The organism is Bacteroidales bacterium (genome assembly GCA_017521245.1).
In the GTDB taxonomy this organism is placed as follows: domain Bacteria; phylum Bacteroidota; class Bacteroidia; order Bacteroidales; family G3-4614; genus Caccoplasma_A.
The window spans coordinates 1-15919 of record JAFXDI010000048.1 but is presented as its reverse complement, the minus strand read 5'-3'; the positions used below and the strand labels follow the sequence as shown (position 1 = coordinate 15919).

Below are 15919 nucleotides of genomic sequence, written 5' to 3'. Positions count from 1 at the left end.
CAATTAATAAATAACATAGATAAAATATAGGAAATGCTATAAAAGTACAGAATTGTTAATATTATTATTTATCTAAAAAAAAGAGGTCGGATTTTCAACCGACCTCTTAACATTTATCGTTGTTTAAGTTGTTACTTATTCAACAGCAGCCTGAGCAGCAGCAACACGTGCGATAGGCACGCGGAATGGGCTACAACTTACGTAGTTCATACCAAGTGAAGCACAGAATTTAACTGATGAAGGCTCACCTCCGTGCTCTCCACAGATACCAACTTTTAAGTGGCTCTTAGTTGAACGACCTTTTTCAGTACCCATCTTAACAAGTTGTCCAACACCTTCTTGATCTAAGATTTGGAATGGATCGTTTTTCAAGATACCTTTCTCTTGGTAAACTTTCAAGAATTTTCCAGCGTCATCGCGAGAGAATCCGAATGTCATTTGAGTAAGGTCGTTAGTACCGAATGAGAAGAAGTCAGCAACCTCAGCAATCTTATCAGCAGTAAGAGCAGCACGAGGAACCTCAATCATTGTACCAATCTTATAGTCAACTTTTGCACCACGCTCTGCAAATACTTTCTCTGCAGTTGCTGTGATAACTTCTGCTTGCATTTTTAACTCGTTCAAAGAACCTACAAGAGGAACCATAATCTCAGGAGTTACTTTTACGCCCTCTGCTTGAGCATCCATTGCAGCCTCAATGATAGCACGTGCTTGCATCTCTGTAATCTCAGGATAAGTACATCCAAGACGACAACCACGGTGTCCTAACATTGGGTTAAACTCTGCAAGTGAATCAACAGCGTTCTTAACCTCTTCAATTGTTAATCCCATCTCTTCAGCAAGTTCTTTTTGAGTTGCTAATTGATGAGGTACGAATTCGTGTAGAGGAGGATCAAGAAGACGGATAGTAACACCAAATCCATCCATTGCTTTGAAGATTCCGTAGAAGTCTTGACGTTGCATTGGAAGAAGTTTCTTAAGTGCCTCACGACGTCCCTCTTCATCTTTTGAAAGAATCATCTCACGCATTGCTTTGATACGGTCGCCCTCAAAGAACATGTGCTCTGTACGGCAAAGACCAATACCTTTTGCTCCAAAACGGCGAGCTGTCTCAGCATCGCGAGGAGTATCAGCATTTGTGCGAACATCCATTTGAGTGAATTTCTCAGCGATATCCATGATAGCACCAAAGTCTCCGCTTAAGTCAGCCTCAACTGTTCTAACTTGACCATCATAAACTTCACCTGTTGATCCGTTCAATGAAATCCAATCACCCTCTTTATATACTTTACCACTCATCTCAATTGTACGAGCCTTGTAGTCAACGATGATTTCTCCTGCACCTGATACACAACATTTACCCATACCACGAGCAACAACGGCAGCGTGTGAAGTCATACCTCCACGTGCAGTAAGGATACCTTGTGCAACGTTCATACCGCGAAGGTCTTCTGGAGAAGTCTCAATACGAACAAGGATAACTTTTTTACGTTTCTCAGCCCATGCTTCAGCGTCATCAGCAAAGAATACGATTTGACCTGATGCAGCACCGGGAGAAGCGGGAAGACCTTTTGCCATAACACGTGCCTCTTTAAGAGCTACTTTGTCAAAGATTGGGTGTAGTAACTCATCAAGTTTTTGAGGCTCCATACGTTTCAATACAGTCTTTTCATCGATTTGTCCGTCGCGAAGCATATCCATAGCAATTTTTACCATGGCAGCACCTGTGCGTTTTCCGTTACGGGTTTGCAATAACCACAATTTACCATCTTGGATAGTAAACTCAAGGTCTTGCATATCTGTAAAGTAGTCTTCCAATTTTTGTTGAGTCTCGATAAGGTCTTTTGCACACTCAGGCATAGCCTCTTCAAGAGAAGGATATTTTGAAGCACGTTCCTCTTCGCTAATTCCTTGAAGTTTTGCCCAACGGCGTGAACCTTCGATTGTGATTTGTTGAGGAGTACGGATACCAGCAACAACGTCCTCTCCTTGAGCGTTGATAAGATACTCACCGTTGAAAATATCCTCACCAGTTGCAGCGTCACGAGTAAAAGCAACACCAGTTGCAGAAGTGTTACCCATGTTACCGAATACCATAGCTTGTACGTTTACAGCAGTACCCCATTCCTCTGGGATTTGGTTCATTCGGCGGTAGTAGATAGCACGCTCGTTCATCCAACTGTCAAATACAGCACAGATAGCACCCCAAAGTTGCTCCCAAGGATTGTCGGGGAAATCTTTGCCGGTTCTCTCTTTAACTGCGCTCTTGAAAAGTTTTACCAACTCTTTAAGATCTTCAACATCAAGTTCAGTATCTAATTTTACACCTTTAGCCTCTTTTACTTTGTCCATAACCTCCTCGAATGGATCGATGTCAGTTTTGCTTTTTGGTTTCATACCAAGAACAACGTCTCCGTACATTTGTACGAAACGGCGGTAAGAGTCCCAAGCAAAACGAGGATTGCCTGATTTCTCAGCAATACCCTCTGCTACCTCTTCAGTGATACCAAGGTTAAGAACTGTATCCATCATACCGGGCATTGAAACGCGAGCTCCTGAACGTACAGATACTAATAGGGGATTTTTAGCATCACCAAATTTTGTACCCATTAAATTCTCAACGTGAGCAATTGCTTTCTCAACGTCCTCTTTAATCATTGCAACTACTGCATCTTTACCCTCTTTTGTGTAAGTTGTACAAACTTCTGTTGTGATGGTAAAGCCCGGAGGAACTGGAACTCCAATTAAGTTCATCTCAGCAAGGTTCGCACCTTTACCTCCGAGAAGATTTTTCATATCGGCACGACCTTCTGCTTGTCCGTTACCGAAAGTATAAACTCTCTTCATTCTTTAAGATGTGTTTAGTTAATATATAGTAATTAAAAATTTGTTTTTCGTATTTTACGAACTAACTACAAAAGTAATAATATATGTCTGATTTTGCAAGTGCAATAACGGGTAAATGATAAAAAAAATAAAAAAAATATTTTATAGCGGTAATTCGGCTAATTATGTGTAACTTTGAAAGGTTTTTTTTAATATAAAATAGAGTGTAATCCCATATTAAAATTATAAAAATTGGCACGTAAGAAACGAGAATTACCCTTGATTGAGGGTGTCGAAATAAAAGGAGTTGCGGCAGAAGGTAAAGCTGTAACAAGAGTAAATGATTTAGTGGTGTTTATCCCTTATGCTGCACCAGGTGATATTGCGGATATTCAACTTACTCGCAAAAAGAATAGTTATGCCGAGGGTAAGGTTGTTGCTATAAAAGAGTACTCACCATTTAGGGTTACTCCTAAATGTAAACATTTTGGAGTTTGTGGAGGATGTAAGTGGCAACACCTTGATTATTCAAAACAGATTGAGTACAAACAACAACAAGTAATTGATAATTTAACACGAATAGGGAAGGTTCAACTACCTGATATTTCTCCTATATTGGGCTCTGAAAAACAATATTATTATCGTAATAAGTTAGAGTTTACATTCTCAAATCGTTCGTGGTTAACAAAAGAGGAGTTGGATTCTCAAATTGAGTTCTCTTCGCGTGATGCCTTAGGATTTCATATTCCGGGAATGTTTGATAAGGTCCTTGATGTAAAGGAGTGTCATCTTCAAGATGATATTTCTAATAAGATACGATTGTCAATAAGGGAATTTGCTATACAAAACGGATATTCATTTTTTGATTTGAGAGCGCAAGAAGGAGATATGCGAGGTCTTATCATTCGTACATCTTCAACAGGAGAGATAATGCTTATTGTTATCTTTGCTACCAACGATAATGATAAAATTTCAGCAATGATGAATCATATATCATCTTCGTTTCCTGAAATTACTTCGTTAATGTATGTAGTAAATCAAAAATGTAACGATATAATTAGTGATTTGCCTATCGAAGTATGGAGTGGTAAAGATCATATAATAGAACAGATGGAGGATTTGAAATTTAAGGTGGGTCCAAAATCGTTCTATCAAACAAATTCAGAGCAGGCATATCGTTTATATAGTGTAGTTCGCGATTTTGCATCATTAAATGGAGATGAATTTGTTTATGACCTTTATACCGGAACAGGAACAATAGCAAATTTTGTTGCCAAGAAAGCAAAAAGAGTTATTGGTATAGAGTATGTACCTGATGCAATTGAAGATGCAAAAGTAAATTCTCAACTAAACAATATTGATAACACATATTTCATAGCAGGAGATATGAAAGATATTCTTACAAATGAATTTGTTGAGAAGAACGGACGTCCTGATGTGATTATTACAGATCCTCCACGTGCTGGTATGCACGAAGATGTTATAAATGTTATACTTGCCGCAGCTCCTGATAAGATTGTTTATGTAAGTTGTAATCCGGCAACTCAGGCTCGTGATGCAGCAATGTTAGAGAGTGCATATAAAATTACAAAAGTTCAACCCGTTGATATGTTCCCTCATACCCACCATGTTGAAAATGTAATGTTATTTGAAAAAAGATAATTAAGTAATATAAAGAATATATAATATGCAAAAATTAAGTGATAAATCATCTGTAAGATGGGGTGTAATGTTGATAGTTTCGTTTACAATGATGTGCGGTTATGTTTTAACCGATATAATGGCTCCATTAAAAGATGTGTTAGAGAATGAACTGAACTGGAGTAGTACCGATTATGGAATATTTTCAGGAGCATACGGATACTTGAATGTATTCTTATTGATGATAATTTTCGGAGGTTTAATTCTTGATAAATTAGGCATCCGTTTTACAGGGTTAACATCAGCTTTGTTGATGATAATTGGAGCAACAATTAAATATTTTGCAATTGACGCATTACCTTCAGATAATGAAATCTTAGGTATAAATAGTCAAGTACTTATGGCCTCGTTAGGTTTTGCAATATTTGGTGTTGGTTGTGAAATAATGAATATTACAGTTACAAAAATAATTGTAAAGTGGTTTAAAGGAAAAGAGATAGCCCTTGCCTTAGGATTGCAAGTAGCAATAGCCAGAATAGGAACAATTGTGGCACTAATGTTTGCAATGCCAATAGCAGAGTATTTTGGTGTAATGCAAGAAGGTAAGTTGGTCGATTACAATCAAGCAATGCCAATCCTTATGTGTTTGTTGTTCTTATGTATTGGTTTCGTAGGATTTATAGGATACACATTCTTTGATAAGCAACTTGATAAACAAACAAATGGAGAATTAAATGATGATACAGATGAGGAGAAATTTAAACTCTCAGATGTTAAGAATGTAATCACAAATAAAGGTTTTTGGTTGATAGCGATAATATGTGTATTCTTCTATTCTGCTGTATTCCCATTCTTAAAATATGCCTCTGATTTGATGGTGCATAAATATAATGTAGAGCCATCATTGGCAGGAATTATACCATCTGTATTACCTTTCGGAACAATGGTTCTTACACCTCTATTTGGAATGATGTACGACCGTAAAGGATATGGTGCCACTATAATGATTTTTGGATCGTTGCTTCTTGTTGCGGTACATTTACTATTTGCTATGCCAATATTTAATAATTGGGTATTTGCTTTAATCTTAATGTTTATATTGGGTGCGGCATTCTCACTTGTTCCATCTGCAATGTGGCCATCAGTTCCAAAAATAATTAATGAGAAAGAGTTGGGAACAGCTTACTCACTAATATTCTGGGTTCAAAACTGGGGACTTATGGGATTTCCTTTATTGATTGGATGGATTCTTGAAAAGTATTGCATTGTATCATCTGTTACTGATGATAAAATCAAATACGATTATACACTACCTATGATAATATTTGCCTCTCTTGGTGTTGTAGCAATGCTATTTGCAATATGGTTAAAGAGAGAAGATAAATCTAAATCGTACGGATTAGAAGAGCCCAATATAAAAGGGTAAAAAATTATAATTTGTGGAATTATATATCGAAATATTAGGTACTATTATTGGTCTTATATATCTATGGCTTGAATATAAGGCAAATATATATTTGTGGGTAGTAAGCATTATAATGCCTGCCATATATACATATATATTCTATAACGCAGGGCTCTATGCCGATTTTGCAATTAATATCTACTATCTGCTTATAGCAATTTATGGATGGTTTGCATGGAAGTATAACATTAAACTATTTAAAACCTCTTCAAGAAAGGAGAGAGTAGAGGAGTTGAAGATTTCATCACTTCCTAAGAAGTTATGGTTTAAATTAATTGCAGTATATCTTATACTTCAATTTTTAATAACTTGGGTGCTTATAACATATACAAATAGTAATGTACCATGGCTTGATTCATTTACAACATCAGTTAGTATTATAGCAATGTGGATGTTGGCTCGTAAATATGTTGAGCAATGGTTGGTGTGGATAGTAGTTGATGTTGTAAGTGTAGGTTTGTATATATATAAAGATTTATATTATACTTCTGCTTTATATGCTCTGTATGCAGTTATTGCAATATTTGGATATATAAAATGGAAGAAAATGATGCTTTTAAATGAGTGATTTTATAGATAATATAGATGCGGTAATTTTAGCAAACGGAGAATTTCCTTCTCATGAAATACCATTGCAGATATTGCATAATGCCAAGTATGTGGTGTGTTGTGATGGTGGAGCAGATACTTATATAGCAAAAGGTTATACTCCTAACATTATAATAGGGGATGGAGATTCATTGAGTGCTGAGAATAGAGAGCTTTATTCTGATATTATCCATTATGTCCCAGATCAAGATACGAATGACCAGACTAAAGCAGTCAATTTCTTAATCTCAAAAGGGTGTAATACTATTGCTATTGTAGGAGCAACAGGAAAACGAGAAGATCACACAATAGGAAATATTTCGTTACTATCTGAATATAAGCGAAAAGGTTTGAATATTAGATGCTATACTGATTACGGAGTCTTTATCCCTTGTAATGGTAATATCGAGATGTCATCAAGAGAAGGAATTCAAGTTTCTATATTTAATGTAAATGCATCTGCTTTCTCATCAGTAGGGTTAAAATATCCTATTTACGACTTTACTTCACTTTGGCAAGGAACATTAAATTGTTGCCAAACGGATATATTTTCAATAAATGCAAAAGGGGAGTATCTTGTTTTTATGACCTATTAAATAGGTTAAGTCTATTTTTTTCTACCTTTTATATTATATATGTAAGATAAAGATGCAAGTATAGATTGGTTTGAAGAGACTGAAAAATAATCAGCACTTTTATTGTTGAATATATCAGCAAGACCAAAGTAATACCTGCCTTCTAATATAATTGCGTGATTATTTTTGATTCTTACCTCACAACCTAAACCTCCTGTTAATCCATAATCAAAAGGCTTGTCAACAGCCATATTGTAGTGGGTAGTCTCTCTGTTGATAGCAAATTTAGGCATTGAGTTTAGATCAAAGTTTGATTTTGTTTTTTCTCCAACACAGATACCTATTTGAGGTCCTATATTAACAAAAAATCTAAAACTTTTTTTACCAAAATATATATGTGCTAAAAAAGGAAGTTCAATATAATTTAAAGTCCTACTATATTTATAATGAGAGTCACTATCCTTAAATTTCTCTTTCCATCCTTTTTCAGCGTAGTTCAGTTCCAAAACAATACCAAAGAAACGCTCCTCAATATATCTCATTGAAACACCACCTAAAGCTCCCATCTCCATAGACTGTTTAATACTTGGACTGATTGAGAGTTGAGAGAATGTTACACCCCCTTTTGCTCCAAACCATAACTCCTTATCAATTTTTTTCTGGGCAAATGAGTTGGCTATCGAAAATAAAATAACAATTAGGACAATTAACGTGTGTTTCATTATTTAACTCTCTCTTTTACTATTTTGAAATCAGGAGTAAATGTAATAAAGTATAGGTTGGTATTTACCAATCCACTCTCGTTTGATAATCTTGAGAACGAGAAGTCTGTTTGAATGCTTTGAGATTCTATTGTCTCCAAGTATTGTTCAAAATTATTATTGTGTCTAAGCAATCCATTTATTAAATAGATACCTGCGTCAAATCCCAATAAATTTGGAGAGGGAAACATTAGACTCTTCTCTGGACCAAACCAATATCTGAAATTTTTATTAAACTCTTTCCAATTATTTTTGGTTGGTTCACTGTAAAAACGTGAGAAGATAGTTGTATTTAAGGCATGGAATGTCTCTAAATAATCTTTTGTGTATGTTTGCCATTCAGGGTATCCAAAGATAGATACAGATATTGTTGGATTGCCCTCTTTTAAACGTGTAGCAATAGCACAAGTTTTTGCCACTCCGCTTTTGCTTGAAGATGAAGCAACAAGTACAATATTACTATTGTCATTAATAGAACTTAGAAGAACTTCATAATCAGTAACTTCGTTGAATGAGAATTTCTTAAACTCTTTTCCGTTTAATCGTAAATCATTACAAATAATATCAACAAAGTCTGCTTTGTCATTTTGTTCTTGATTATCTATTAAAAAGATAATCTCTTTATCAGTCGTAGTTTCAATTAAATGCTTACTTGCTGTTGCGAAGAATATATTGCTTGGAATATGTCCTTGTATTATATAAGGATTATTTTCATACTCTTTGTTTTTAACAGAGAAAGAATTCACAAGATAAATTTTATTCTCTTTAGCAAAGGTACTCAATAGAGCAATCTCCTCATTCTTATCAGAGCCAAAGATAATGTTGACATCTTTCATCTCTGGTTTGTTAAGAAGCTCTTTTAGAGTGTTAATATCACCATTGGTGTCGTATGTATAAACATTTGATTTTAATCCATTATTTTTTAAACTATCCAATGCTAATAGTAATCCTTTATAGTAGTCTGAATATGGCGATTGAGCACCTGAAATTGATAATTTAAATGGAAATATAACAGCAATATTTATTTCGTTAGATTTCTCATCATTATTATCGTAGTTTAGTATAATGTGTTTATTTTCTGCCTCATATTCACTTACAACCTTTTTAACCTCTTGTGTTAAAGGAATATATAAAATATCATCTTTCTTTATGATTCCGCCTAAATTAGGATTGCACGCAATTATTGCATCAACAGTTGTGTTGAATTTTTGAGATATGCTATATAGCGTTTCTCTTCTTTTCACAACATATTTTTCAGTGTTGTATGTTACGCCATTTATTACAACTTTATTATCAATAACTTCGTTTTTTTGAAGAGTATCAGTTTTTAATTCTATAGTTTCATTAACTTCTTCTTTATCTTTAATTATCAATTGTTGTTGCTCTTCCTGTTTTTGAGGTTTACTGTTACTTACAATTAATACCTGCCCAACCTTAATTGAGTTTGAATTTAAGTTGTTTAGAGTTTTTACCTCATTAATTGAAATATTGTATTTCTTTGAAATAGCATATAGACTTTCTCCTGCTTTTACAATGTGTGTTGTAGGTAATACATTACTTTGAGTACTATTGCTATTTGCTTGTGCTATTGTAGGAATGTATAGTTTAGCACCTTTATTTAATCCATTTTTTGTAGTTGGGTTAAATTTAACCACCTCATCGCGAGTTACGCCAAATTTTCTGCCAATACTATAAAATCCCTCACCGGGTTGAACATAATATATATAGCATTCGGTTCCGTTTATTATAGTTTTTTTGTATCCATCTGTGGCCTCTACATTTAAACCTATGGATAGTATAAATATGACTATTGTTAATATTTTGCCAAAATGTTTCATAAAGCAGATAATATAATTATAAATATATCATTACAAAGTGCGAAGTTATGAAAAAAACCTTATTATTGCAACTTGTAATATTTTAATATTGTTTCCGTTTAATATAAAGATGCTCTTAAATAACTATCTGAAAATTAAAATAGTCAAATTTATATACTGAATTTAATAGAATCAGATAGAAATTAAATAATTTATAAAAAGTATAAAAACATATTTTGTGTTTAGATTTTTAGATAGTTTACAATAAAAATATTATTTTAAATTGTATCTTCGCAATAAAAATTATATAGTCAATTCTATGAAAAGAATTTTATTAATAATTACTTGTTTATTATTTACTATTGCCACATTTTCGCAGTCTATTTTGGTTGTGAATAATGGTAATTCTTATAAATATGACACCAAATCTTCAACAGGTTTAAATATGGGATGCTATGTATTACCCGAAAATTCGCCTCTGAGTTTTGTATTTACATCAGAAAAGGATGAACCTATGAAGTTGTATTCGTTTGGAACTTTGGGAGATACATATAAAAATCAGATAACAACTGCGGTACAACAGGGTAAATCTCTAACTTTTACTGGAGGAGATAAAGATTGTGGATATATAATAGAACAAGGAGTTGATGTTTATCGTTTTTGGGTATCTGCATACAAATCAGTATCTTCTCTTGAATGTGATTATTCATATTCTAATATTTGTGATAATGCAAGGTTGGTAGGAGAAGGTTTAACAATCTTGTATTATACAAAAGATGGTGTTCCAAGAACAATCCCTCGAAAAGTAAAATATAATACTTGGCTATGGAATGAAGAGGAGGAGAGTCTTGAAACATCGGTAGAGGTGGAAGTGATAGGAGAACCATCGTTGGATGATAAATTAGTTATAGAGTCGCCATACGAAACAACATTTATTACCTTGGTTGATGATATGCCAAATGCCTGGGGAGATCCTATAAAGGAGACTCCTACCGATGAAGAATATGCACCAAAAGCAATATTTATGGAGGCTGTTGTTACGCAAATTGAAAGAGAAGCAACAAATGAGATTTATGAAGATGTTGAGGGAGAAGCCTACGGCGGTTCTGCTCCTGTCGAAATGGAGTTTGAAGCATTTGTAAACGAGGAAAACTATTTTTGCTGGCAATTCTTTAAGAGTGCTATTGGTCCAGAAGATGAATCGCCTGTAATATATGCAACCTATCTTGATCAAACACTTAACTACACCTTTAAAGATGCAGGAACTACATACGTCAGACTTCATGCTGAGAATGGAGTGTGTAGTAAAGATATGACATATACAATAGTTGTTAACGATTCTTTCATAGATGCCCCCAATGCATTCTCTCCGGGTGTTTCTCCGGGTGTAAATGATGAGTGGAAAGTTGCATATAAATCTATTGTGGAATTTAAATGTGCAATATTTGATAGATGGGGAGTCAAGATGTTTGATTTCAACGATCCCTCAATAGGGTGGGACGGAAAGTATAAAGGTAAATATGTACCATCTGGAGTATATTACTATGTAATTCAGGCAAAAGGATCTGATAATAAAGACTATAAATTAAAAGGTCACATAAATATATTGAGAGGTAAAGATACGTACGAAGAGTAAGGTTAATTTGTATATAGTTAAATTGATAAATATCTATGTCAAAAGGCAGTGTTGAGGTAATAGGTGCAAGAGTAAATAATCTAAAAAATATAGATGTGACAATTCCGCGAAACAGTTTAACGGTTATAACTGGTTTGAGTGGAAGTGGTAAGTCTTCATTGGCTTTTGATACTATATATGCCGAAGGACAAAGAAGATATATAGAAACATTTTCATCGTATGCTCGAAACTTCTTAGGAGCTTTAGAACGTCCAGATGTAGATAAAATTACAGGCTTATCTCCAGTAATAGCAATAGAGCAAAAAACAACAAATAAGAATCCTCGTTCAACAGTTGGTACTACAACCGAAGTATATGACTTTATGCGACTACTCTTTGCAAGAGCAGGGGAGGCATATTCATATTTATCAGGAGAGAAAATGGTTAAATATGGCGAGGAACAAATAATCTCCTTGGTGCTTGATAAGTATGCAAATAAAAAGATAATGATATTGGCACCTTTGGTGCGTAATAGAAAAGGACACTATAAAGAACTTTTTGAACAAGTAAGAAAAAAGGGATATTTAAATGTTAGAATTGACGGAGAAATACGTGAAATATTACCGGGGTTAAAACTTGATAGATATAAGAATCATAGCATAGAACTTGTTGTAGATAGGCTGAGAGTTGCAGCAACCGATGAGCGAAGATTGAGGGAGAGTTTGCGAAATGCAATGAAACGAGGTGAAGGTCTGATTATGATATTAGATATTGATACTGATGAGGTATGTCATTATAGTAGAATGTTGATGGATCCAAAAACAGGATTGTCTTATTCTGAACCAGCCCCTCACAATTTCTCGTTTAACTCTCCTAATGGAGCCTGCCCCTGTTGTAAAGGCTTAGGATATGTTAACATTATTGACAGAGAAAAGATTATTCCCGATACAAATCTCTCAATACATCAAGGAGGAATAGAGGCTCTTGGAAAGTATAAAAACAGTTTGGTTTTTTGGCAAATTGAGGCTATATGTGAAAAGTATGGTGTTACATTAAAGACACCAATAAAAGATATTCCTGATGAAGCAATGGATGAGATTCTGAATGGCACAACCGAACGTTTGGTAATAAAAGACCATGTATTGGGAGCATCATCTAGTTTCTTTACCCCTTACGAGGGAATAGTAAAATATATTGAAATACAAAACTCATCAGAGGCTTCATCTCAAGCCCAAAAATGGGCAGGACAATATGTTTCAGTTGTTCAATGTGAAGAGTGCAAGGGAATGAGACTAAACAAAGAGGCATTACATTATAGATTTGCAGGAAAAAACATTGCAGAACTGGCAAATATGGATATAAACTCTTTGTATGAATGGTTTGATGAAATAGAACCTCAACTTACTGAAAAACAAAAATCAATATCTAACGAGATTATCAAAGAGATAAAAAACCGTTTGAAGTTTTTGATTGATGTAGGATTGTCGTATCTAAGTTTAAATAGAACCTCTGTCTCACTTTCAGGAGGAGAGAGTCAGCGTATAAGATTGGCAACACAAATAGGAACACGTCTTGTTAATGTTCTCTATATTTTAGATGAACCTAGTATAGGACTTCATCAAAGAGATAATATAAAACTTATTGAATCTCTAAAAAAACTGAGAGATATAGGAAATACTATAATTGTAGTAGAGCATGATAAAGATATGATGCTTGCTGCGGATTATATAATAGATTTAGGACCAGGAGCTGGACGCAAAGGAGGAGAAGTAGTATTTGCAGGAACACCAGAGGAGATGTTGAAATCAAATACCATAACAGCGGGATATTTAAATGGAACACGCAAAATTTCTCCTCAAAAAAAATATAGAGAGGGAAATGGAAAGTATATAAAACTCATAGGAGCAAATGGTAATAATCTAAAAAATGTAGATTTAGAATTGCCGTTAGGAAAGTTTGTATGTATAACAGGAGTATCGGGTAGCGGAAAATCTTCGTTAATAAATTCAACACTCCAGCCAATTATAAGTTCTCAAATGTATCGTTCCTTAAAGAAACCCTTGCCATATACAAAGATTGAAGGAATTGAGTATATTGATAAACTTGTTACAATTGATCAATCTCCTTTAGGACGTACACCACGATCAACTCCAGCTACCTATACAAATGTATTTTCAGATATAAGAAATTTATTTGCTGAACTTCCCGAATCAAAAATTAGGGGATATAAATCAGGTCGTTTTTCATTTAATATATCTGGCGGAAGATGTGAAGCGTGTGGAGGTAATGGGTATAAAAGTATTGAGATGAATTTTCTGCCTGATGTTATGGTATTGTGTGATGTATGTCATGGAAAACGCTATAACAATGAAACCTTAGAGGTTAGATATAAAGGAAAAACCATTGCCGATATATTAGATATGACAATAAATAGAGCGGTAGAGTTTTTTGAGAATGTACCAACTATTTTAAATAAAATAAAAGTTCTTCAAGATGTTGGCTTAGGATATATCAAGTTAGGACAACCTTCAACTACACTATCGGGAGGAGAGAGCCAAAGAGTTAAATTAGCATTTGAATTATCAAAGAAAGACACTGGTAATACCTTGTATCTATTAGATGAACCAACAACAGGCCTTCATTTTGAAGATATAAGAGTTCTTTTGAATGTATTAAATAAACTTGCCGATAAGGGAAATACGATTTTGGTGATTGAACACAATCTTGATATAATAAAATCGGCCGATTATATTATAGATATGGGTCCTGAAGGAGGAGTAGGAGGAGGAGAAATATTGTGTGCAGGAACACCTAAAGATATTTGTGAAACTTACTCAACTTATACTACCAAGTATTTAAAAGAGGAGATTTAACAGACTCTAATATTAAATACTTGGCAAATATCATTACTCTAAAAAGTATTTACTCTTTGTTGGTAAAGTCAATGGCTTCATTTAGAGCATCTTTGAATTTTTCAAAGTCTTCTTTATATAAAAATAGTTTGTGTTTTTCGTATCTTGGAACAACTTCATCCTTTGAAGAAACTCTTTTACTCTCAGTAATTGTGATGTAGTAATCTTCTTTTTTACTCCTTTTTACATCAATGTAGTAAACACGACTTCCAGCTTTAATAATTTTAGAAAACAACATCTCTTTTTCAAAAACTTGCTCATTGACTGTCTTGCTATCCATATTTTTCTGCTTAAAAAATGTTACAATGCAAATATAATATTTAAAATATTTAAAAATCCTACCTTTTTTATCTTTTATTTTATAATTTAACAAAAATTAAGATTTGAAATCTTATAATGTTCAAAATATCTTATGTTTGATTTCTTCATATAAGAAGAGTGCAAACAATAATTCTATATTTCGTAAAAAATTAGTATCTTTGCGAGAAATCGCGAAGATACACTTCATTCGCTGTGAAAAATATTGAAGTAAACTTCATATTTCTCGCTCGTTTGTTAGTATCTTTGCACAACCTTTAGAGAAAGGCTAATTATAATTAATAAGAGTAAGAGATGACAAATCGTGTATTAATACGCAATAAAATACTTCAAATAGTATTTTCGGCATTTATTGATAGAGATAAAACAATTGCTCAGTCAGAGATGGAGTATGTTCAAAGTATCAAAAAAACATACGACTTGTATATTCTTTTGTTACAGTTAATTGTGAAATTAACAGATGAACAAAATGAGAGGATTGAAAGATTAAGAGGAAGATATATAAATCCTATTGCCGATAAAGATATAGATTGGAGATTATCAAAAAACAGATTGGCAAAGCAATTATCAGAAAATATTCAGATGAATGAATATTTGGAGAAGAATCCTGAGGTAAATGCTGTCCTTAATCCTCGTTTGGTGAAATCATTGCTTGATTCAATATTGTCAAGTGATATTTATGCTGATTATTTAGAGCAAGAAGATTCATACGAAGCAGACAAAAATTTTTGGAAGAAAATTCTTAAAGGTTGGGCAGACGAACCAGAAATTGATGAAGTATTAGAAGGCGAATCTCTCTACTGGAATAATGATATAGATATAATTGTTACATTTGTTTTAAAGACAATTAAATCATTTAAAGAAGATTCAACTGAAGATGCAAAAATTATTGATTCTTTCGATGCCGAAGCAGATTCTGATTTTCCCGGAAAGTTGTTAAGTCATACAATTCTTGATTTTGATGCTAATATAAAGCATATTTCAGGTGCTGCAAAAAACTGGGAAGCAGATAGAATAGCAAATATGGATTTTGTTATAATGTGTATGGCATTAACAGAGGCAAGAATGTTTCCATCAATTCCAGTAAATGTGACATTAAGCGAATATATTGAATTAGCAAAATCGTATAGTTCTGATAAAAGTGCTACATTTATAAATGGAGTCTTAGATGCAATTATAAAAAAACTAAAAAAAGAAGGTAAGATAAATAAAGATTGAAAAACTTTTATTAATTTAGAACATTATAAAATAAGAACATATTAAAATTATAGATTATGAGTACAATTTTGTCAATTTTATTACAAGAGCAAGCACAAGGTGCAGGTTGGGGAAATATTATATTTATTGTAGCATTGGTTGCAATATTCTATTTCTTTATGATACGTCCTCAATCAAAACGTC

The 15919-nt window shown here is 33.6% G+C and carries 11 protein-coding genes; 7 read left to right on the top strand and 4 right to left on the bottom strand.

What is annotated here, in order from left to right; translation table 11 throughout:
• Positions 1 to 135 precede the first annotated feature (135 nt).
• Positions 136 to 2847, bottom strand: coding sequence for a pyruvate, phosphate dikinase (locus IKK64_06945; protein ID MBR4119795.1), 2712 nt, complete (start codon positions 2845 to 2847; stop codon positions 136 to 138).
• 231 nt (positions 2848 to 3078) lie between these two features.
• On the opposite strand from IKK64_06945, the gene rlmD reads away from it, so the two are divergent.
• Genes rlmD through IKK64_06925 form a run of 4 tightly spaced genes read left to right on the top strand, consistent with a single transcriptional unit; the run spans position 3079 to position 7116 of the window.
• On the top strand, positions 3079 to 4488 hold the full coding sequence (gene rlmD / locus IKK64_06940; GenBank protein ID MBR4119794.1) for a 23S rRNA (uracil(1939)-C(5))-methyltransferase RlmD: 1410 nt from the start codon (positions 3079 to 3081) through the stop codon (positions 4486 to 4488).
• A 25-nt stretch (positions 4489 to 4513) separates the two neighbouring features.
• Positions 4514 to 5893 carry an MFS transporter gene (locus IKK64_06935; GenBank protein ID MBR4119793.1) on the top strand — a complete coding sequence of 460 codons (1380 nt, stop codon included), beginning with the start codon at positions 4514 to 4516 and terminating at the stop codon, positions 5891 to 5893.
• A gap of 13 nt (positions 5894 to 5906) precedes the next feature.
• Entirely contained in the window at positions 5907 to 6500 is a 594-nt protein-coding gene (locus IKK64_06930; protein MBR4119792.1) for a nicotinamide mononucleotide transporter, read from the top strand.
• The gene (locus IKK64_06925; protein ID MBR4119791.1) at positions 6493 to 7116 is read left to right on the top strand and encodes a thiamine diphosphokinase; all 624 of its coding nucleotides are present in this window, start codon (positions 6493 to 6495) and stop codon (positions 7114 to 7116) included. The genes IKK64_06930 and IKK64_06925 overlap by 8 nt, the downstream gene beginning before the upstream one ends.
• A gap of 11 nt (positions 7117 to 7127) precedes the next feature.
• Here the strand turns inward: IKK64_06925 and IKK64_06920 are convergent, their stop codons facing one another.
• Positions 7128 to 7817, bottom strand: coding sequence for a PorT family protein (locus IKK64_06920; GenBank protein MBR4119790.1), 690 nt, complete (start codon positions 7815 to 7817; stop codon positions 7128 to 7130).
• Positions 7817 to 9694, bottom strand: coding sequence for a LysM peptidoglycan-binding domain-containing protein (locus IKK64_06915; GenBank protein ID MBR4119789.1), 1878 nt, complete (start codon positions 9692 to 9694; stop codon positions 7817 to 7819). Before IKK64_06915 ends, IKK64_06920 begins: the two co-directional genes overlap by 1 nt.
• 298 nt (positions 9695 to 9992) lie before the next feature.
• Between IKK64_06915 and IKK64_06910 the strand changes: the two genes are divergently transcribed.
• Both IKK64_06910 and uvrA read left to right on the top strand, forming a co-directional pair.
• Positions 9993 to 11309 carry a gliding motility-associated C-terminal domain-containing protein gene (locus IKK64_06910; protein ID MBR4119788.1) on the top strand — a complete coding sequence of 439 codons (1317 nt, stop codon included), beginning with the start codon at positions 9993 to 9995 and terminating at the stop codon, positions 11307 to 11309.
• Positions 11310 to 11344: 35 nt separating this feature from the next.
• Entirely contained in the window at positions 11345 to 14161 is a 2817-nt protein-coding gene (uvrA, locus tag IKK64_06905) for an excinuclease ABC subunit UvrA (GenBank protein ID MBR4119787.1), read from the top strand.
• 49 nt (positions 14162 to 14210) lie between these two features.
• Here the strand turns inward: uvrA and IKK64_06900 are convergent, their stop codons facing one another.
• Positions 14211 to 14480, bottom strand: a complete 270-nt coding sequence (locus IKK64_06900) for a DUF3276 family protein (protein ID MBR4119786.1) — start codon at positions 14478 to 14480, stop codon at positions 14211 to 14213.
• 332 nt (positions 14481 to 14812) lie between these two features.
• Between IKK64_06900 and IKK64_06895 the strand changes: the two genes are divergently transcribed.
• Positions 14813 to 15736: a transcription antitermination protein NusB gene (locus tag IKK64_06895; protein ID MBR4119785.1), complete on the top strand. Its 924-nt coding sequence runs from the start codon at positions 14813 to 14815 to the stop codon at positions 15734 to 15736.
• Positions 15737 to 15919 lie beyond the last annotated feature (183 nt).

Excerpts from the sequence above, each read along its gene's own strand:
- IKK64_06945 (MBR4119795.1), bottom strand. The coding sequence starts at position 2,847 with ATGAAGAGAGTTTATACTTTCGGTAACGGACAAGCAGAAGGTCGTGCC.
- IKK64_06935 (MBR4119793.1), top strand. The coding sequence starts at position 4,514 with ATGCAAAAATTAAGTGATAAATCATCTGTAAGATGGGGTGTAATGTTG.
- IKK64_06925 (MBR4119791.1), top strand. The coding sequence starts at position 6,493 with ATGAGTGATTTTATAGATAATATAGATGCGGTAATTTTAGCAAACGGA.
- IKK64_06920 (MBR4119790.1), bottom strand. The coding sequence starts at position 7,817 with ATGAAACACACGTTAATTGTCCTAATTGTTATTTTATTTTCGATAGCC.
- IKK64_06915 (MBR4119789.1), bottom strand. The coding sequence starts at position 9,694 with ATGAAACATTTTGGCAAAATATTAACAATAGTCATATTTATACTATCC.
- IKK64_06910 (MBR4119788.1), top strand. The coding sequence starts at position 9,993 with ATGAAAAGAATTTTATTAATAATTACTTGTTTATTATTTACTATTGCC.
- uvrA (MBR4119787.1), top strand. The coding sequence starts at position 11,345 with ATGTCAAAAGGCAGTGTTGAGGTAATAGGTGCAAGAGTAAATAATCTA.
- IKK64_06900 (MBR4119786.1), bottom strand. The coding sequence starts at position 14,480 with ATGGATAGCAAGACAGTCAATGAGCAAGTTTTTGAAAAAGAGATGTTG.
- IKK64_06895 (MBR4119785.1), top strand. The coding sequence starts at position 14,813 with ATGACAAATCGTGTATTAATACGCAATAAAATACTTCAAATAGTATTT.